Raw genomic sequence first — 19,219 nt, forward strand, 5'->3', positions numbered from 1 at the left:
ACCTACCGGTCTTTTTTCTTTTCGGTACTGACGCTCTTTTTCGTCGTGATTTTCACCACGCCGTTACGCCCTTTTTCACCATAGATTGATACAGTCGTCGCGTCCTTAAGTATATCAACTTGTTGAATCGTATTTGGGTCGATACGTTGCATTTCCTCTTCAGTAATTTCTTTATCATCAAGGAAAATGAGAGCTGAGCTAATGCTTCCTCCTTGTGGAAATTTAGCAGGTGAATAGATTCTAACTGCTCCGTTTTGATATACTTTGATGCTATCCTGCGCCGAATAAGTGACGCTTCTATCTGATGTAGAGCTGTTTGACGTTGAGGTGGAACCCAGCATAAAGTTGATAGGTAAGTTGTACTGAACAGCCACGGAACGGCCATTCTGCTTACCGGGCGTCCATTTGGGCATGATCGACGTAACGCGTACAGCTTCCTCATCACAACCCCAGCCAATGCCTTTCAATACCCGAATCCGGTCGATGGAACCATCGGTGTCTACAACAAAGCTGACGAAAACGTTGCCTTGTATGCCTAACTTTCGTGCTTCTTCTGGATAATGGAGATTACTTCCCAAAAACGCGTAAAGTGCATTGTTACCACCTGGAAAAGTAGGCGGCTCTTCCACTACAGTGAATACTTCATTGGAGCCAGCCGGGGCGGGCAAAGTAATCGATTCAGGTACGTTCGCCTGCGGCATTGCGCTGCTATTAACAGCTTGTTTCTTCAAGACACATACAGCTGTATAATTCCCCTTTGATGGAGTTATAAGCTCTACCGCCTGAAAACCTACAAAGCTGGCGACCAGAACAGTCCCTCCAGGTACGTCGATAGTAAAGCGGCCGTCAATGTCTGTGGTGGTGCCTTGATGTCCATTGCGCACTACTACGTTTGCGCCCTGTAAGGGTTTCCGTAAGTGGTCTCTTACAAGGCCCGTCACATGTACAGTGGCAGTCGGACTGATGTCTAATGGCAACTCATCTGCTGGTTCTGGCTTGGTTGTCATGGCCAGCAGGGCGGTAGCCAAGGGTACTACCAATGCGTATTTCCAGAGGGCGCGGCGGCGGGTGTGTTGTTGGTACAGCATCTGAATGCGTTGTTTAAGGGTAGGTGAGTCAGGCCTGTCTGGGCCGAAGGAATGGGCCAGGCTATGTTGGTCCGGTGTTCCCGTCGGCATATGAAAGGCGTAGCTGACCAGAAAGCGGGCGTAGGCGTCGCGGTGATCGGGTGTCTGCGGGGTGGCATCGCGGTCGGCCAGGTACTCATGCACCTGTCGGATGGCGTGCCGATAGCCGAACAGCGCCGGGTTTAGCCAGCAGAGGGCCTGAACCACTTCCAGCACAAGAATATCGAGACTATGCCGTTGCCGAATATGTACCAGTTCGTGCTGCCGAACGGCTTCTGTCCGAGCATCGTCGGGGTTGAGTACCAGATAATGGAAGAACGAAAAGGTTGGCGTCTGCTCGTTGTCGGGCAGCACCAGTGTATGATCTTCGAGTAGCTGGGCAGGCCATTGTTGAATGAGCCGCAACAACGAAAGTGTGCGCCAGACCGTGCGGACCAACAACCCTGCGGCTACCAGCGCAAACAACCACATTGCCAGCACCGGCCAGTCGGGTAGGAGCGGGGTTTCGATCTGGGCAGTTGCATTGCCCGGCACCAGGATGGCATCGAGCGGCACAGCCGTATAGGCAGGTACGTCGGTTTCCCAGGGCCAGGGAAACGTCAGGCCAGGAATATGAACCAGCGGTAGCACAAACGCCAGCAGCAGCGACCCCATCAGGTACGTTCGGTTCAGGACCAGGAACGTATGACGCCGGAGCAGCAGGGCGTAACAACCGTAGAACAGGATCAGGAATAGATTGGCTTTCAGCCAGTAATCAACAAGCGGCGTCATAGCTCTCTGGAGTTTAGGAGTGACTGATTACTTACTTGGGGGGCTGTTGTCGCTGCGTTTATTCAGCATTTGAATGATTTCGTCGGCTTCGTTCAGACTGACGTTTCGTTCTTTTACGAAAAAGGAAACCAGCTTTTGCAGGGACCCATCGAAATAGTTGGTCATCAGTTGCTCGGTCTGGAAACGGCGATAGGCATCTTCCGAGATAAGCGGGTAGTACTCATGCGTTTTACCGTAGGCAATGTACCCCACTACGCCCTTCTTTTCCAGGATCCGAATAATGGTCGATACGGTATTGTAGGCGGGTTTTTCGCCGGTTGAATCCAATGGCGGTAGTTCGGCCAGAATATCTTTTACGAAGGCTTTTTCCAGTCGCCACAACACACGCATGATGTCCTCTTCGGCGTTGGTCAGTTCTCTCATGGTGATCTGTCAGGGGTGTGTAGGGATGCGACGTTAAACGTAATACTAATGCCTTAGTTTTACAACTATTAATGTAGTTATAATGTTCATTAAAAAAGGTTTGGTGTTTGTCGTTTGACGGTGCTCTGCTAATCAGCAGAGCACCGTCAAACGACAAACACCAAACCCTATAGCCTAGATCAAATACTTCAGCTTCACTACTTCTTTGGGCTCCAGGAAGCGCCACTTACCGCGTGGCAATTCTTTCTTAGTCAGGCCGGCAAAAACGGTGCGGTCGAGCTTCGTCACTTCATAACCCAGCGATTCGAACATACGACGAACGATGCGGTTACGTCCCGAGTGAATCTCAACACCAACTACCTGAGCATCAGGCGTTACAATGGCAAGGTCATCTGGTTTGATATGGCCGTCTTCCAGGTCGAGACCGTTCCGAATGGCTTCAAAGTGTTCTTCTGTAATGGGCTTATCCAGTTCAACCTGATACACCTTCTTCACGTTGTTTGATGGGTGCGTCAGCTTGCCCGCCAGTTCGCCATCGTTTGTCAGCAGCAGCAGACCCGTAGTGTTGCGGTCGAGGCGGCCAACAGGGTAGAGGCGGAACGGACCGGCATCGGCTACCAGGTCGAGCACCGTGCTACGCTCTTCCGGATCTTCCGTTGTCGTGATAATGTCACGTGGTTTATTGAGTAACACATAAACCAGTTTCTCTGGGTTCAGCACCTTGTTGCCGTACTTCACCACATCGTTTGGCTTTACGCGGTAGCCCATTTCGGTCACAACGTTGCCGTTTACCTGTACGTCGCCTTTGGCAATAAGTTCGTCGGCCTCGCGGCGCGAACAAACGCCGGCATTGGCGATGTAGCGGTTCAACCGGATCGAGTTCGGATCAGTTGTCCGCTCGCGTTCCAGATTTTTGGCTACTTTCCGTGAGCGGGGCAGGTTGTCCCGCATGCTGCTCAGATTGTAGTTCGGGGCCTTTTCGTAGCGGCCAGTACGGCGCTCGATTGATTTTTCCTCTCCTTCATCGTTCCGGTTATCGCGGTCCCGATCAAATGGCTTGCGCGGTCCGTCATTCCGGTTGCCGGTAGTGCGCGGGCGAGCGGGGCCGTTTGGATCGCGGGGTTCGAATTTTGTCCGCTCGGGCCGTTCTGCACTGCCTTCATTCCGACGATCAAACCGGGGACGGTCATCACTCCGATCATCGCGGCTGTATGGCTTACGCTCGAATGACCGCTCTGCGCCACCGCCCTGACGGTCATCGCGTGCAAATGGTTTGCGTTCCGGACGCTCATCAGATCCTTCGCGGTCACGGCGATCAAAACGGGCGCTGTCGCCTTCACGTGGTCCTGATGACCGGGCATCCCGGCTAAAGGGTTTGCGTGGTTCGGCATTCCGATCGCCATAGGCTGGCCGATCACCACCTTCGCGACGGTCTCCGCCAGTGAATGGCTTCCGGTCACCATAGGCTGGGCGATCGCCCCCTTCGCGACGGTCTCCGCCAGTAAATGGCTTGCGGTCTCCGTATGCAGGTCGGTCGCCACCCTCGCGACGGTCTCCGCCAGTAAATGGCTTGCGGTCTCCGTAGGCTGGGCGGTCTGAACCACCATCCCGGTTAAAGGGCTTACGTGGTCCGGCATTCCGATCACCATAGGCTGGACGGTCACCGCCATCGCGGCTGAATGGTTTCCGATCTCCGTAAGCTGGCCGGTCGCCGCCCTCGCGACGGTCTCCGCCAGCGAATGGCTTTCTATCTCCGTAAGCTGGCCGGTCCGAACCGCCATCACGGTTGAACGGCTTGCGCTCTGGGCGGTCTGACCCACCTTCACGATTGAATGGTTTCCGATCGCCATAGGCTGGGCGATCGCCCCCTTCGCGACGGTCTCCGCCAGCGAATGGCTTTCTATCTCCGTAAGCAGGCCGGTCACCGCCCTCACGGTTGAAGGGTTTCCGATCTCCGTAAGCTGGCCGATCTGATCCTCCGTTCCGGTTGAATGGCTTTTTATCTCCGTATGCTGGGCGGTCTGCGCCTCCCGAACGTGGTCCACCAAATGATGGACGGCTGTCTCCTTTATTAAATCCACCACGGACGTCATCCCGACGGCCTTCTGGACGACCTTTACCATCCCGGCGGTCGTTACTGTCTTTATCTCGTTTCATTGAAAAATGCAGTCTGTATAAACTGCCTGTTTGTGCTTAACCTCGCTGACCATCAACGCCTAATTGAGCGTATAGCTTTTTGCGGGGACGCAAAGATACAGGTTTTTGTCCAATCCATCGGCATTTAAGCCGGGTACAGTTACCAGCTTTTATAAGTTCGACTTCGATAAGTCTGGCCGCGAAAATACAATGCTCGTGCATCGCTCGCTAACGTACCCGCGCGGGTCGCGCTCATCTGAGCCTGTATGGGTACGTTGCCGCCTCTTCAATCCAGAAAAAGGGGAGATCGCGTCAGAGTAAATCGGTAGCAGCAGCTACCGATCGATTGATAACAAGCCGTTTAAGAAGCTAAATGCGCCATATAAATAGCTGATAAATAGATTTATGTATCGTTCAACGTATCGCCTGTCTTCGCAATGAAACTTCTCTTGTTTAGTCTGCTCCTTATGGGATTAACGCCAGTTCGTCTTCTGCCCATGGTTGACCCCGATGCCCCAACACCCTGCCTGATGAGCAACGGCCAGCCGCGCCCGTATCCCTGCGAATTTACCATAACGGCTATCAGGCTAATGGGAAAGAACAATGAAGTGGTGGGTACGCTCACGCCTGGCAGTACCACGGTAAAAGTCCCCAAAAGCAAGGCTGTTAGTCATACTTCGTGGACGGGTGGTGAAAGCTTCATGTATAATGCGTCGCTCGTTTTCCGACGAATCAATACGGCCAGTTTTCCGCCTAAACCGGTATCCAAAGGCTTACCAAGTCTGGGATTCTATACAATCAGCACAGCCCGGGTAACCAGTCCCATCACGCCCTCTGAACTGACCCTGAGCAAGCGGGTAGACGTTGCGCCGACCGTGCCTGGTCCCGGAATACGGTCTAACCAGGCCAATTTCAGCCTTCAGTTAAACTATTCAACCGGAAGCGGTGCCACCATCATAGCGCCGATCCGCTATGTTCAAATCGCCAACCCGATCACGTTCAATAAGCCGTTTCCCGCTTCAATCAACCAGTTTCGTGATAAATCTGAGGCATTTATGGAATTCCTGGTAACGGTTGATAAGACCAAATAAACCAGCCATTCCGCCGCAAAGACCACCCCTCTAGTTCTATGCTTTCCTCCCCGACTTACGCGCGCACCACCTGGTTTTTTAAATGCTGCGAATGTGCCCTGGCCGCTATTGCGGTGCTTAACATCCTGATGATGGGTCTCGAACTGCTACCACGAGCGATCATGGTTCAGTACGAGTCGTATCTTGAGTATCTGCTGCTGGGTATTGTTGGCGTAGCGGTGCTTGGCAGCATTGCATATAGCTGGCTCTGGCATCGGCGCGAGCGGGCAGGCAACCCTGAAAGCGGTATGCGTCATGCCTGGTTGCAAGGTATCATCCGGTATTGGCTGGCGCTGTCAATTGCAACCTACGGGTTCGCCAAAATTCTTAAAACGCAGTTTCAATCGCCCGATTTTCGCCTCGATACGCCGCTGGGCGAAGTCAACGGGTTCGGGCTAACCTGGTATTATTTCGGGTACTCCTATACGTTGTCGGTCATCATCGGCCTGATTCAGGTGGGTGGCTCCGTCCTGTTGCTCTATCGACGAACTACCTTGCTGGGCGTCTTAGTGCTATTGCCGGTGATGATCAATATTGTCCTGATCAACCTGTTTTATCAGATTTCGCTTGGGGCTTTTTTCAACTCGGTCATGTTTACCCTGGGCCTGATTTTCCTGTTGCTGCTCAATGTTCCCAAACTCAAAGCCGCCTTCTGGGATCTGGTCGAACACTTACCCCCCGTTACGCTGGGCCAGAACTGGGTGAAGCATGCACTGCGGGCATTGCCTATTGCGCTGGCATTTGTGTTCATTGCGCAGTTTGTCTACACTGACAAAAGCGACACGCTGCTGAAAGGAACCTGGCGCGTTGACCAGCTTACCCGCAACGGTAAAACGATCTCTGCGTCGGCGTGGCTAACTGATACAACGGCCTGGAATCGGGTATATTTCGCGGGCATGCAGGGCTGTGCATTCAGCCCCAATCCGTATCGGTACAACGCATCCGAAAGCCTGAGAGGCACCTACGAGTTTGATAGCCTGAAAAACAATCTACAAATCGTGAAATACGTACCCATGGGATCAGATGCTACACCTGATGATACGCTTCGGCTTACAATCAGTGAACGAACCAAGAAATTGGTACAGCTATCAGGTATGATTGATGGCGATACCGTTGTTATGAAGTTGGCTCGTCTGCGGTAGGCTATTGAGAAGTGCTGTAACGGTTAATAAATAGGAACTTGATTTTAGTGCTTATTACTTAAAACTATACTTAAATGGGATGTAAGTAACTACCTTCCGCGATGAAGATAACAGGTTTACTTATCTGGCTGTTGGCCGGGGTACCCATAGTGCCAGCGTTCGGGCAAACCCGGTCGCTTCAACCGTCAGGGGCGGTACTGGATGTGGGTATTCGCCTGCAACAATCTATCAATCTATACGCTGAGAACGGCATTACGGCTCACTACACGAACCCGAAGCTGGCGCACCAGCGGCTGTATGTAGGTTTTAGCTATGTGACGTCCCGACTGGGTAGTGCGCTCGGTTCCAATGCCATCAAGCAGGATAATGTGTTGCTGTCGGCATCATATTATTTCTGGATGAAACGGCAGATTCGCCCGGTCATCAAGGCAAACGTGGGCTACTTCGCGGCTAGTTATGGTGCTGAGGTATTCAGTGAGCTGCCCAATACGTCGCTATTAGCCTCCCCTGAAGTTGGCTTTGCGTATTGCCCTGCTTTCCCGCTAAAGATTAACGCATCAGTCGGTTTCAATCTGCTGACAGGTAACGGCATGACAGGGCCGGGTACGTTGTATCCGGTCTTTGTGCAGACAAGCATTACCTGGAACCTGCTTAACAACTGATAACCGTTATGAAAACGATACTTGCCTTGCTGGTTATTGCGGTCATGACCGTTGCCTGCTCTTCTGAACCGGCCATTACGAAAGACATGCTCGACGGAGGCACTATTTTCGATCCGTCTATCTACAAACCCGAGCTTTATTTAGTCTCCAGGGCCATTCCCGTCCCCACGGCGGCGCAGGCGCAACGGCCGGTAATTATTGCCTGTCACGGGTACTCGGCCACCACCTTCGAATGGGACGAACTACGTACCTGGGCCGGTGGCCGAACTGATTTCTACCTGTCGCAGGTACTGCTTGGTGGACACGGACGCAGTTACGAAGACTTCAAGACATCGACCTGGCGCGACTGGCAGGCAGCGATAAGAGCCGAATACGATGCGTTGCAAAAAGCCGGTTATAAGCACATCAGCTTGCTTGGTTCGTCGACAAGTGGCCCGTTGCTGCTTGAACTGGTGGCGTCCGGGTATTTTGCCGGTCGGTTGGCACCGCGCAACATTCTGCTGGTCGATCCGATCGTGATTCCATCCGATAAAACCCTGTCGCTGATTGGCGTGGTGGGGCCAATGCTGGGCTACATTGACTCGAAACAGCCGACTACAGAAGACAAGGTGTACTACCATTTCCGGCCGCAGGAAACCTTACAGCAATTGCAGGACCTGCTCACGATTGTACGCAAAGACCTGGAAAAGGGAATCACCTTACCCACCAACTGCACCCTGAAAGTGTATAAGTCGAAAAAAGACCCGACCGCCGATCCTGTAAGTGCCGTTCTGATCTATCAGGGTATAAAGACCGCTGCCGGAAGCCTGACCAATGTTGAGCTGATTGATTCAGAGCTGCACGTGTATACCCGCCTTGCACTACGTGCGTCGGTATATGCGAAAGACAGGGAAAATCAGACTACCACCTTTACTGACATCGTCGCCAGGGTGTTGAAGTGAGTACATAAACGCGGGTTGAATCAGCTGATTAACCGATAACTAATTAGGAATACTCAACCAATGTGTAAGTATGTGTTTTACATGGCTTTATGGTAGGTTTACGTACTTCTTCTAACGCTGCCAATCATGGAAAATCAACTTACTATTACGGCCGAGCCCAATGCCAATACGGTACAGCCAACTGACCAACTCCAACACGCCGGTCAGCCGGACATTGGGCGAGAAACCACGACCGCTCGCGTGCTCTGGGGCGTAGCCGTATTGGGCTTACTACCAATTACCATGCGCCTGTCTGGCCTGACCCAGGCGCAGATTTACCAAGTGTGGCGCGGTCCGCATGGTGGTAACTATCAGTTACTGAAATGGACACATCTACTGGTCGACAATGCGATGCCTGCGTTGGTCTTTCTGCTTTTTGGGGCCGGTATCCTGCCGTTTCTAACCCGCCCCAAAGCAACGGCCGGATTCGCTGTGCCGGAATTATACATTCGGGGTAACCTGTGGTTGCTTGCACTGGGTATCTTCAATGCGTATGTTTTTTTATCGCCCAATGACCTGCTGTTTCATATTGGCATTGTGGCTGTTTTCCTGTTTCCGTTGCAACGGCTGTCTGGACGGGGATTTCTGATCGCGGCCCTGCTTACCGGCTTATTCTTTAGCGGAAAAGGCTACTGGAATTACAGCGACATGCGGGAGAAATACACGAAGTATGAGCGGGTAGCGGCACTCGAAAAAAAGAACAAAAAGGCGAAACTGACCGACGAGCAGAAAGATGATAAATCGGCCTGGGAAGGGACGGTAAAAGGGATGGCGTATGATCAGGAAAAAGACAAAACGGCCATTGCTACTACACGCTCAGAATCCTATGGCGAAACCTGGAATTTTCTGGTACCGCGGTTTCAGAACCAGCAGGCGTGGCAGTTTTACCAGCGAAAAATCTGGGAAATTACCTCGCTGATGCTACTGGGAATGGCTTTGTTCCGCTGGGGATTCTTTACGAACCGGTTGACCACCGGGCAGTATCTGGCCGTTGCTGTGGGGGGACTGCTGGTGAGTCAAGTGCTAGCCTGGGTGTCGATACCCTCGTACGAATCCGCGATTGTTGATTATGCTAAATTCATTAGCTCAGGTACGTTACCGCTGTATGAATTACTGCCGCCGTTAGAACGCGCTTTTGCCGCCGTTGGTTGGGCAGGGGCTATAATGTGCCTTTATCAAATCGGGACGAATGGCCTATTTAGCCGGGCGCTTGGCGCCGTTGGGCAACTGGCATTGACCAATTTTCTGATGCAGTCGCTACTGTTGAGCTTCTTCTTTTATGGGTATGGCATGAGCTACTTCGGGAGCATCCGACTACAATATCTCTACGTGGTTGTGGCCGAAATCTGGCTTTTCCAACTTGTGTTCAGTGTCGTGTGGTTACGAAACTTCAGTAGTGGCCCAGCCGAATGGCTCTGGAAATCGCTGACGTATAATCGCAAAGAGCCAATCCGCTTACCCAATACCAGTGCTGTTCCTTCTTAAACCGACCTCATCCGATGAATACGACATTACCAACGTACCCTGCCGGTGAGACGGCTTTTGACCTAAATGCAGGGGCGACAACGCAGACGGCCCTGCAACAAACACCCCGGCCCGTTAGCGCCGCCGAGCGTATCCAAACTGTCGACCTGGTTCGGGGAATGGCACTGCTGGGTATCCTGATGATGAACATTCCGGTCTTCGGCTATCTGGAATCGGGCCTGCCCGCGGTGGTTAAAGATCCCGGAAGCCGCGATTATTTTGCCTATGCCTTTGTTGGAACCACTTTTGAAGGCACCATGCGCGCGCTGTTTTCGATGTTGTTTGGTGCGGGTATGGTGCTCTTTGCGACCAATAAGCCTGAATTGGGCGACGGGCCAACGGTGGTTGAATACTATTACCGAAGGCTGCTGTGGCTGGTTCTCTTCGGCCTGTTCGATGCGTACATTCTGCTGTGGCGGGGCGACATTCTATTTATGTACGGCCTGATGGGCATGCTGCTTTATCCGTTCCGCAAACTCAGCCCCAATTGGCTGATCGGGTTGGCCGTTGCCTGCATGGCAATCGGCATGGTTAAAAACGAAGGGTGGCAGGGGCAGATGCGGGAGGCAAGGGCTGGCTATCTGCAAGCCACAAAAATCGAAAAAGCCGGCAAGAAACCATCGGCCAAACTACTCGAGCAAAAGGCGAACTGGGAGCGGGTAGAAGGGCGCACGAAGCCCGACCCGAAAGCCGATAAGAAAGCGTTGAGCGAAATGCGGGGTAACTATGCGTCGGTGTTTACGCACATGCTGCCAGAGAATGCGGGTGGTGAGGTTTGGTATGTATTTCACGGGTTTACCGATATGCTGGGTATGATGTTTCTGGGAATGGCATTATTAGGGTTGGGCTTTTTCAGCAACAAACTTTCCACCGAAACCTACCTTACGCTGCTGCTGGTAGGCTACGGGCTTGGATTGCCCATTAGCTGGTTCTATGTGCAGAATTCGGCCAATATGTTACTGAATCCGGGCCAGGTAATTGACACGTACCGGATATCGCCCAATACACTTTACGACGTGCGACGGGTGCTGCTGGCCCTAGGTCATGCCAGTTTACTTCTGCTGGTCTACCGCTCTCAGCTGGTGCCCTGGCTCATGCGCGCATTAACGGCAGTTGGTCAGATGGCGTTTACCAATTACCTGACTCACAGTATTGTGTGCTCGTTGTTCTTCTACGGATACGGGCTGGGTAATTTCGGCAAGCTGGCCTACCATCAACTCTACTATGTGGTGTTCGCGATTTGGGTAGTTCAGCTCATCATCTCGCCAATCTGGCTCACCTATTTTCGGTTCGGTCCGTTTGAGTGGCTCTGGCGCAGTCTGACATACTGGTCGCCGCAGCCCATGCGACGTGCCGACACTCAGCCGCAACTGAGTAATGTAGCAGTAGGCTAGGTACGTTATTTGACTAGCGTGTTACTCCACCAGCCTTGCACGTAGGATGTAAAGCCGGTGAAGTGATACGCTAGTCAATATCAATAGCATACTTGACTAACAATCCCGCTACACCCGCCAGCGAAAACCGGGCGTGGCTTAATCGGTTCAATTCAGGGTCGAGGGTGTAATTGTAGGCGGTTCTGAAGTCAGCTTTTTCAAGAATCGTATTCTCAAATGCGGCACGGCGCAGGTCGCACTCGTCGAATTCGGAACCGGTCAGGTCGGCGCCCATGAAATCTACTTCGTGCAGAATCGACTTTTTGAAGGTTGTATTCTTGATCTTCTGCTTATAGAACGAGGACTTGGTCAGTACGCAGTTGTCGAAGCTAACGGCAAACAGGAAGTCGTTGCAATGGTCGAAGTGCAGCCCTTCGGCTTTGCAGTTTCTGAAGCGAACATCCCGAAACGCTGTTTTCGCCAACTTGATCCCGCTTAGTTGGCAATCGATGAATTCGCAATCATAGAAAACGCTGCCCGCCAAGCTTGATTTAGTGAAATCACAACCAACGAATCGGCACAGTTCGTACTCGCCCATAGGTAGCGAGGTTTTGGTGTAATTGATGTTATCGAACTGTTCATTGATTTTAAATACGTCGGCCATGTTGCGGAAGGATTGTGGTTATTGTGAATCAGGAACTACCTATTGGCAACAGACTTAATTTAGCATGTTTATTGTGTTGCCATAGACGTAGCCAATGCCATCATTTTGTGATAAGAATATAAACGTATTTTCTGCCAAAATCTCAATCTTCAACACATTCATTGGCGAGCCAACGGCGTCAGGCTGACCAGACTGCCATTGAAGTTCTGGCTTTACTAGTAACTCCCAGTTTTTAAGATCTGAAAGATTTTTCGATTTGTTTCCCCGAAAAAAGCCATGTTGGGAATAAAAATAAATTGAGTTGTTGAACCAGTTATAAGTGGCAGGGCCGATGTATTCGCCAGCGATCATGTGCTGCAATTGCATCAGTTTTCCGGCTACCTGGTCAGGTTTTGGCTCGCTCCAACGCGATCTGCTGGTCAATAAAGTAGTAGCCTTAAACTTGTCGAATTTCACTATTGACCCGCCTGTCATCATCATATGCTGGGTGCTTGCTGTTAAATAGACAGCGGTAGAATCTTCAAAGAACGATTTGACACCTGATAAACCTGCTAGCCTATCAGGCTGATCAGAATTAGACGTAGGTGCAACAAAAGTTTTAGTCGCTGTATCAAAAATAAAGACCTCGCCGCCCCATTCGCCAAAGCCGAAGCCTATCCATATGTTATCGTGCCTGTCTATGTACTGGCAGGCAGTCGCCATTTAGTTTGTTGTTTTATCTGGTTGTTGACATTCTTTTCCGCAAAATATAATTTGTGCGTTTTTACATCTTCAATGCCTTGATCTGTAATGGCAAAGCACCGATTGTCCGTAGTGAAAACCAAACCGTAAAGGGTAAATGTATAGTTTGCTATGAGTTGCCAGGTACGTTGCTTTTCGTCATAATATTTGATGGCTTTGCTGCTGTCAGCAATTACCAGATGGCCTGCTTTATCTTTTCCAATAGCAATAATTTTCGATTGGTTAACGACCTCTTTTGCCGCTGGTTTTCCATCAGCTTTCGTAAATAATTGTAACGTTCCGATCGTAGTCAGCCCCCAGATAACTGTGTCAGTTACCACAAAATCTTTATATCGTGATCCTGCCTTGCTTTGACTGGCTGCCAGCATGGAAACAACGAATAGTATGATTAATCGATGCATCATTCGGTCTGTGTTGAACTAGTTTGATCGCGAATCAGCCAGATGGTTTGGCTCGGCAAAGCGCCTAAGATACATACCTACAGGCTCTGTTGCCGCCTGCACAGGAGGGATAACCGCTTACGAAATTGGGATGGCTTGTGAATGAAGCGTTTAGTAGCTTACAGCCTGTTCGCCAACGTGTTCACCCTACTCCTGTTCCCTATGAAGTCGCTTCTTTTTTTACCCGTTATAGCGCTGCTGAGCGCCGGGTACGTTCCCGCTACGGCGGTTGGTGATCCGCCGGTCAAAGCGGTTCGTCAATACACCATCGAGCAGTTTATGAAGACAATCCGCTTCGGTGGAGCCGCTCTGTCGCCTGACGAGAAAACGGTGCTGTTCAGTTCGAATCAGGATGGGATTTTCAATCTGTACGAAGTGCCGTTTGCAGGTGGGCAACCTAAACAGCTGACTTTCTCGAAAGCAGAATCGCTGTTTTCGCTCGAATACCTGCCCGATGGTCGCATCCTGTACGCCGCTGATCAGGGAGGCAACGAACTCACACATATCTACCTGCGCGAGCGCGACGGCGCCGTAACCGACCTGACTCCCGGCCCCAACGCCAAGTTCCAGTACGCCGGGTTGAGCCATGACCGCAAGGGGTTTTTCTATCAGTCGAACGCGCGGAATAAGGCGGCCTTCGATGTATACGAGATGGACCTGGCGACGTTGAAGCCCCGGTTAATCTATGAAAATCCGGGCGGCTATTTCCCCGGTGATGTGTCGCCCGATCGTAGGTACGTTGCCCTCAACAAAATAGTGACTACCACTAACAGCGATGCCTGCCTGTACGATGCGCAAACCAAAGAAACTAAGGTGCTGACTGCCCATGTCGGGGAGGTCGCTGCTGCTCCGGAAGGGTTCAGCCCCGACGGAAAAAAGCTGCTCATTCGCACCGATGCGGGCAGTGAATTCGCGTACGTAACGGCCTACGACCTGAAAACCGGTAAACTGGAGCCGCTCGACAAAGCCAGTTGGGATATTTCGGCCGATTATTATTCCTACAAAGGGCGTTATCGGGTAGTGTCGGTCAATAACGACGCGCGAACGGAATTGAAGCTGATTGATACGCGAAACGGGCAGGCTGTGGCCCTGGCGGGCTTGCCTGCCGGTGATGTGAGCGGCGTAAATATCGGCGATAGCGAGCAGCGTATGCTGTTTTTTGTAAACAGCTCCAATACGCCATCTACGCTGTTCAGCTACGATTTTGGCACCAGAAAGGCCACACCGCTGGTGCAGGGTCTGAACCCCGAGATTGATCCGGCCGATCTGGTCACGGGTGAAGTGATCCGCTACAAGTCGTTTGATGGCATGGACATTCCGGCGCTGCTGTATAAACCCAAAGATGCGTCGACCACCAACAAACGCCCGGCTATTCTGTCTATTCACGGTGGGCCGGGTGGACAAACGCGCCTGAACTACTCGCCGCTGGTACAGTATCTGGTCAACAATGGGTACGTGGTGCTGGCGGTAAACAACCGGGGGTCATCAGGCTACGGCAAAACATTCTACGCGGCTGATGACCGTAAACACGGCGATGCCGACCTGCGCGACTGCGTGGAATCGAAGAAATTTCTGGCGGCTACGGGGTACGTTATTCCCGACAAGATTGGCATCATGGGCGGCTCGTACGGTGGCTACATGACGCTGGCCGGACTAACCTTTACGCCCGACGACTTTGCCGTTGGTGTCGATATTTTCGGGGTGGCTAACTGGCTGCGTACACTCAAATCCATGCCAGCCTGGTGGGGGCCACAGCGCGATGCCATGTTTAAGGAAATCGGGCATCCGGAAACTGATTCGCTGGCCCTATACAACAAATCGCCGCTATTCCACACGCAGCGGATCAAGAAACCGCTGATCGTGATTCAGGGGGCCAACGACCCGCGCGTGCTGAAGATCGAGTCGGATGAGATAGTGGCGAACGTGCAGAAGAACGGCGTACCTGTCGAGTACGTCACCTTCGCCGACGAGGGGCATGGTTTTGTCAAGAAAGAAAACGAAATCACCGCCTACAAAGCCATTCGGGCGTTTCTGGACAAGTACCTGCTGGGGAAAGACACGGCCTTGCGATAGGCGTGAATCAGGAACTTATGTGTACGGTAAACCGATCGCTCAATTAGGTTGGCAGGTGCTTAAAAAACAAAAGTAGGTTTGGCCTTCATTCAGCTAAAGGCTTAACTACTATGTCGTTAGTGCTACCACAAGGGGAGGTGATTACCTCGCCTACGTACCTGTCAGCCGGGCGTAAACAACGGGTATTCTGGCTGATCATGCTGGCGCTGCTGGCGGCAGGCATCGTGCGGTCGAACTGGGCTACCCGCCTCGATAGTTTCACGCTCGACGAAGCGTATCACATCATGGCGGGGGTGTCGTATGCGAAAACCGGTTCGTATCGTATCAACCCCGAGCATCCGCCGCTGACCAAGCGTTGGGTAGGCACGGTTGTGCTTATGAACGGCTACAATCTGGCGCCCTTCCGTCCCTTGCAGGATAAAGTGGATGAGCGCCGGTTTGCCGAGGAAGGTGTGTACCTGAAAAATGATCCGGACGCTATTCAGCAACAGGCTCGCGCGGCGATGTTTGCCCTGAATAGCCTGTTGCTACTGGGGTTTACGCTGCTGCTGCGCCGAGTGCTGGGGCCAGTTGTTGCGCTGGCCACACTGGCGTATCTGGTCATTGACCCCACCGTGGCGGCTCACTTGCCCGTGGTGATGACCGACCTGCCAGTGGCGCTGCTGTCAGGTACGTCGATGCTGGCGGCGGTGGTGGCGTTTCGGTCGTGGCGGGTGGCTGATCTGGCGTTGCTGTCGCTGTGTGTAGGTGTTACACTGGCGTCTAAACATTCGGCGGTGCTCACGGTCATGGCTGTAGCCTTGCTGGGTGGAGTGCTGGCCCTGGCCGGGCGGGGTACGCTGGCCGACCGTCTTCGGCGGCTTGGGCTGGTGGCCCTGGTACTGGTTGGCGCGCTGGTGGTGCTGTGGGGTTTCTACGGATTCCGGTACCGCGACAGTGTGGAGGTAGGCGAGTTTTTCAATCGACCGCTGGCCACTAAGATCGACGACATCCGATCACCGTTGTACAAAGACGTGCTGCATCGCCTGGCCGACTGGCAGCTGTTGCCCGCTTCGTACCTCTGGGGGCTAGCCGATACGATCAGGGCGGGTGTAGAGGGCCGGGCTAATTCGGCTTTCGCATTTGGTAAGCTATACTACAGTCGCGCTCCGTTTTATTACACGCCGGGCATTTGGGCCGTTAAGCTCCCCTTGGGTCTGTTGCTGCTGACACTGGGCGGGCTGGGCCTGTGGCTGCTGAAACGGTTACCTCAAGCGGCCCGGCTACCCCTGGCCGCGCTGGCCTTATTGGCGGGTTTTTTCTGGCTGGCGCTGGCGAAGGGATCGACCTACGGCGGCGTTCGGCATGCTCTGTCGGTTCTGCCGTTGCTGGCAGTGCTGGGTGGGCTGGTTGTGGCGGCGGCCATCGACAGCCAATCGAGGTGGTTGCGGGGCGGTGTGCTCGTGGCTCTGGCGGCGGCCCTGCTGTTGGCTGGGCCCGTAGTGCGGCCCTGGGAATACTTCAATGAGCTGGTCGGTGGCCCGGCCACTAGTTACCGGTATTTCAACGATGAGGGCGTCGACCTGAATCAACGGTCGAAAGAACTGGTGGAGTATTACAAGACGCACATTCAGCCCAGTGGTCAAGTGCCATTCATCTGGTATGGAGTTCCGAGGTCTGAAAAACAACGGTATCAGTTACACTGGGTTGGTGAAAAACCGGAACAGGATAGCCTTCTCTTTCAGTCGGAACACCTAACCGGAACGGTGCTCACCTCAACACAGGCGCTGGCCCCGAACCTGTATCAGGACGATTATCTGGTGTTTCAAAAAGCCAAACCGGTGGCCCGCATGGGCAATCTGCTCGTATTTCAGGGTACGTTCCGCCTGCCCAACCTACGGGCATCGTGGTTGGGGGGGCAGGGATATAAGGCGTTGTATATCGATGCAAAGCCTAACCCGGAAAAAGCCATTCGGTACATCGCAGAAGCGGTACGCCTGAACCCCAAAATTTTTGTGATAGACCTGGAATTAGGTAATCTGTACGCCCAACGAGGCGACCGGCAAAAGGCGCTGCATGCGTTTGGACTAGCCCACAGGTATTGCCCCGACGACGACATGAAGAAACTTCTGGCTCAGCACCTGGTGTTGTTGCGCAAAGCAGAAACGGGTAAGCTGCCTACGTTGCGCAACCCGGCTATGGAGTGAGCCAGATCAGGCCGGAGGCAGTTCGAATCGGTTTGGCTCCAACACTTATGGGTAGCGTCGCCTGAACCCGGTTAGCCGATTTTTCGGTTAGTCGGTAGGGTATTCGTACTTTTGCCCAACGACTGACTTACAACCTATGCAACGCGTATATTTTGATAATGCCGCCACCACCCGGCTTGATCCCGCTGTTCTGGAAGTTATGCTGCCCTTGATGCAGGACAATTTTGGTAACCCATCGTCGATTCACGGTCATGGCCGTGTGGTTCGTTCGGCGATCGAAAAGGCCCGCAAAACCGTAGCATCGCTGTTAAACGCTGCGCCCGCTGAGATCTTCTTTACATCGGGTGGAACCGAAGCCGATAATACGGCAATCTGCGGTAGTATCGACACCTATGGCATCACCCATGCCGTTACGTCGCCGCTGGAACACCATGCTGTTTTGCACACACTGGAATACCTGGCTAAATCCGGGAAGATTAAGCTGAGCCTGCTGAATGTAGATGAACACGGTCGGCTCGATTATGACCAGCTAGGTACGTTGCTGAAAGCGAATCCTACTTCGCTGGTATCGCTGATGCATGGTAACAACGAAATCGGCAACTTGCTGGATATGGACCAGGTAGGGGAATTGTGCCAGGCGTATGGAGCCGTATGGCATTCTGATACCGTGCAGACAATGGGCCACTACCGCCACGATGTGCAGCAACTGAAGGCTGATTTCCTGGTGGGCGCAGCGCATAAGTTTCACGGTCCAAAAGGGGTCGGCTTCTTATACGCCCGCCCAACTGATCGGGCTGCTATTCACCCATTCATTCACGGGGGTTCCCAGGAGCGCAACCGGCGTGGAGGCACCGAAAACGTGTATGGTATTGTGGGATTGGCGAGAGCACTTGAGATTGCCTACGCCGAAATGGATGCACACCGCCACCATATCGAGGGATTGAAACAGCGGATGATCGACCAACTACGGACCTCGATCAACGATGTGCGTTTCAACGGAGATTCGGCCGATCTGGATAAGAGCCTCTATACGGTGCTGAGTGTAAGTTTGCCCGCGACCGATATGAGTGATATGTTACTTTTTAACCTCGATATTGCCGGCATCTCAGTATCGGGCGGGTCAGCCTGTTCGAGTGGATCGGATATGGGCTCACATGTACTGGGCGCTTTGCCCGGTTTAAATCCGGATCGGGGTAATATTCGGTTCTCGTTTGGCAAGTACAACACGCCGGACGAGGTTGATTTCGCCGTGTCGAAAGTGGCCGAAATGTATATGGTTAAAGCTTAAGCCCTAATTGGCTCCGTTTCTGCAACCAGTTGTTTTTTGGTCCAGGAAGCAGCCATGAAAATACCAACGGCCACTAAGATCACTTCGGTGATGAGATACTGCGCTACCAGCGACGGCGCATAAGAAAGTCCCATCAGTCGCTCGCTCGAAAACAGCAGTAGAGGAGCCATACCGCTTAGCAGTTGAACGGTCAAGATCCAAATGCCTAACTGAAGAAAGCGGTTGCTGAGAAAACAAATACCTGTAACGCACTCCAGCGTAGCTGTGATTGCGGTGGTTGTGCTGCTGGATAACCAACCAGCAGTAATAGTATAGGTAACCTGCTCCGTCAGTTCATCGAGGGGCCCCGACCCGGACAGGTATTTTACGATGCCAAATTCCAGAAAGGCAAGACCCGTAAACAGACGTAGAAGCGTGCGGTAATTCGTTACCAACCATTGATTGAGCCCTCTATCGAGGTGTTCAAATCGGACCAGGAGCGTAGACAGCCATTTCATATACCCAAATCTAGTATATAATATCTACGTAGTTAACGGATTACCAGATTTTAAGCTGAGTT

At 52.5% G+C, this 19,219-nt stretch carries 17 protein-coding genes; 10 read left to right on the plus strand and 7 right to left on the minus strand.

Annotated features, from left to right (window positions below; translation table 11 throughout):
• Positions 1 to 2: 2 nt before the first annotated feature.
• The 3 genes from F7231_RS02470 to F7231_RS02480 all read right to left on the minus strand — a co-directional run bounded on the left by F7231_RS02470 (position 3) and on the right by F7231_RS02480 (position 4,478).
• On the minus strand, positions 3 to 1,898 hold the full coding sequence (locus F7231_RS02470) for a M56 family metallopeptidase (RefSeq protein WP_166690782.1): 1,896 nt from the start codon (positions 1,896 to 1,898) through the stop codon (positions 3 to 5).
• Positions 1,899 to 1,925: 27 nt separating this feature from the next.
• On the minus strand, positions 1,926 to 2,327 hold the full coding sequence (locus tag F7231_RS02475) for a BlaI/MecI/CopY family transcriptional regulator (RefSeq protein WP_166691172.1): 402 nt from the start codon (positions 2,325 to 2,327) through the stop codon (positions 1,926 to 1,928).
• A gap of 168 nt (positions 2,328 to 2,495) precedes the next feature.
• Complete coding sequence (locus tag F7231_RS02480; RefSeq protein WP_166690783.1) at positions 2,496 to 4,478, minus strand: pseudouridine synthase; 1,983 nt, start codon at positions 4,476 to 4,478, stop codon at positions 2,496 to 2,498.
• A gap of 105 nt (positions 4,479 to 4,583) precedes the next feature.
• Between F7231_RS02480 and F7231_RS02485 the strand changes: the two genes are divergently transcribed.
• The 7 genes from F7231_RS02485 to F7231_RS02515 all read left to right on the plus strand — a co-directional run bounded on the left by F7231_RS02485 (position 4,584) and on the right by F7231_RS02515 (position 11,289).
• Positions 4,584 to 4,778: a hypothetical protein gene (locus tag F7231_RS02485; RefSeq protein ID WP_166690784.1), complete on the plus strand. Its 195-nt coding sequence runs from the start codon at positions 4,584 to 4,586 to the stop codon at positions 4,776 to 4,778.
• Between the two features lie 116 nt (positions 4,779 to 4,894).
• Positions 4,895 to 5,548: a hypothetical protein gene (locus tag F7231_RS02490; RefSeq protein WP_166690785.1), complete on the plus strand. Its 654-nt coding sequence runs from the start codon at positions 4,895 to 4,897 to the stop codon at positions 5,546 to 5,548.
• A 38-nt stretch (positions 5,549 to 5,586) separates the two neighbouring features.
• Positions 5,587 to 6,729 (plus strand): hypothetical protein, encoded by a 1,143-nt coding sequence (locus F7231_RS02495; RefSeq protein WP_166690786.1) that lies wholly within the window; start codon positions 5,587 to 5,589, stop codon positions 6,727 to 6,729.
• A 101-nt stretch (positions 6,730 to 6,830) separates the two neighbouring features.
• A complete protein-coding gene (locus F7231_RS02500; protein WP_166690787.1) occupies positions 6,831 to 7,391 on the plus strand; it encodes a hypothetical protein in 561 nt (186 codons plus the stop codon).
• Between the two features lie 8 nt (positions 7,392 to 7,399).
• The gene (locus F7231_RS02505; RefSeq protein ID WP_166690788.1) at positions 7,400 to 8,332 is read left to right on the plus strand and encodes an alpha/beta hydrolase; all 933 of its coding nucleotides are present in this window, start codon (positions 7,400 to 7,402) and stop codon (positions 8,330 to 8,332) included.
• Positions 8,333 to 8,458: 126 nt separating this feature from the next.
• On the plus strand, positions 8,459 to 9,856 hold the full coding sequence (locus F7231_RS02510) for a DUF418 domain-containing protein (RefSeq protein WP_166690789.1): 1,398 nt from the start codon (positions 8,459 to 8,461) through the stop codon (positions 9,854 to 9,856).
• Between the two features lie 14 nt (positions 9,857 to 9,870).
• The gene (locus F7231_RS02515; RefSeq protein WP_166690790.1) at positions 9,871 to 11,289 is read left to right on the plus strand and encodes a DUF418 domain-containing protein; all 1,419 of its coding nucleotides are present in this window, start codon (positions 9,871 to 9,873) and stop codon (positions 11,287 to 11,289) included.
• 70 nt (positions 11,290 to 11,359) lie between these two features.
• Here F7231_RS02515 and F7231_RS02520 read toward each other — a convergent pair whose 3' ends face one another.
• The 3 genes from F7231_RS02520 to F7231_RS02530 are packed head-to-tail and all read right to left on the minus strand — an operon-like array spanning position 11,360 to position 13,077.
• Complete coding sequence (locus tag F7231_RS02520) at positions 11,360 to 11,932, minus strand: pentapeptide repeat-containing protein (RefSeq protein ID WP_166690791.1); 573 nt, start codon at positions 11,930 to 11,932, stop codon at positions 11,360 to 11,362.
• A gap of 54 nt (positions 11,933 to 11,986) precedes the next feature.
• Positions 11,987 to 12,634: a hypothetical protein gene (locus F7231_RS02525; protein ID WP_166690792.1), complete on the minus strand. Its 648-nt coding sequence runs from the start codon at positions 12,632 to 12,634 to the stop codon at positions 11,987 to 11,989.
• Entirely contained in the window at positions 12,610 to 13,077 is a 468-nt protein-coding gene (locus F7231_RS02530; RefSeq protein WP_166690793.1) for a hypothetical protein, read from the minus strand. The genes F7231_RS02525 and F7231_RS02530 overlap by 25 nt, the downstream gene beginning before the upstream one ends.
• Before the next feature lie 198 nt (positions 13,078 to 13,275).
• On the opposite strand from F7231_RS02530, the gene F7231_RS02535 reads away from it, so the two are divergent.
• The 3 genes from F7231_RS02535 (at position 13,276) to F7231_RS02545 (ending at position 18,660) form a co-directional block, all read left to right on the plus strand.
• Positions 13,276 to 15,186 (plus strand): S9 family peptidase, encoded by a 1,911-nt coding sequence (locus F7231_RS02535; protein WP_166690794.1) that lies wholly within the window; start codon positions 13,276 to 13,278, stop codon positions 15,184 to 15,186.
• 110 nt (positions 15,187 to 15,296) lie between these two features.
• Positions 15,297 to 17,372: a tetratricopeptide repeat protein gene (locus F7231_RS02540; protein WP_166690795.1), complete on the plus strand. Its 2,076-nt coding sequence runs from the start codon at positions 15,297 to 15,299 to the stop codon at positions 17,370 to 17,372.
• A gap of 136 nt (positions 17,373 to 17,508) precedes the next feature.
• Positions 17,509 to 18,660: a cysteine desulfurase family protein gene (locus F7231_RS02545; RefSeq protein WP_166690796.1), complete on the plus strand. Its 1,152-nt coding sequence runs from the start codon at positions 17,509 to 17,511 to the stop codon at positions 18,658 to 18,660.
• Here the strand turns inward: F7231_RS02545 and F7231_RS02550 are convergent.
• Positions 18,657 to 19,157 (minus strand): hypothetical protein, encoded by a 501-nt coding sequence (locus F7231_RS02550; protein WP_085414846.1) that lies wholly within the window; start codon positions 19,155 to 19,157, stop codon positions 18,657 to 18,659. The two genes, F7231_RS02545 and F7231_RS02550, sit on opposite strands and share 4 nt — an antisense overlap.
• Positions 19,158 to 19,219: the final 62 nt, after the last annotated feature.

Origin of the sequence: Fibrivirga algicola (assembly GCF_011742925.1) — a bacterium.
Taxonomy (GTDB): domain Bacteria; phylum Bacteroidota; class Bacteroidia; order Cytophagales; family Spirosomataceae; genus Fibrella; species Fibrella algicola.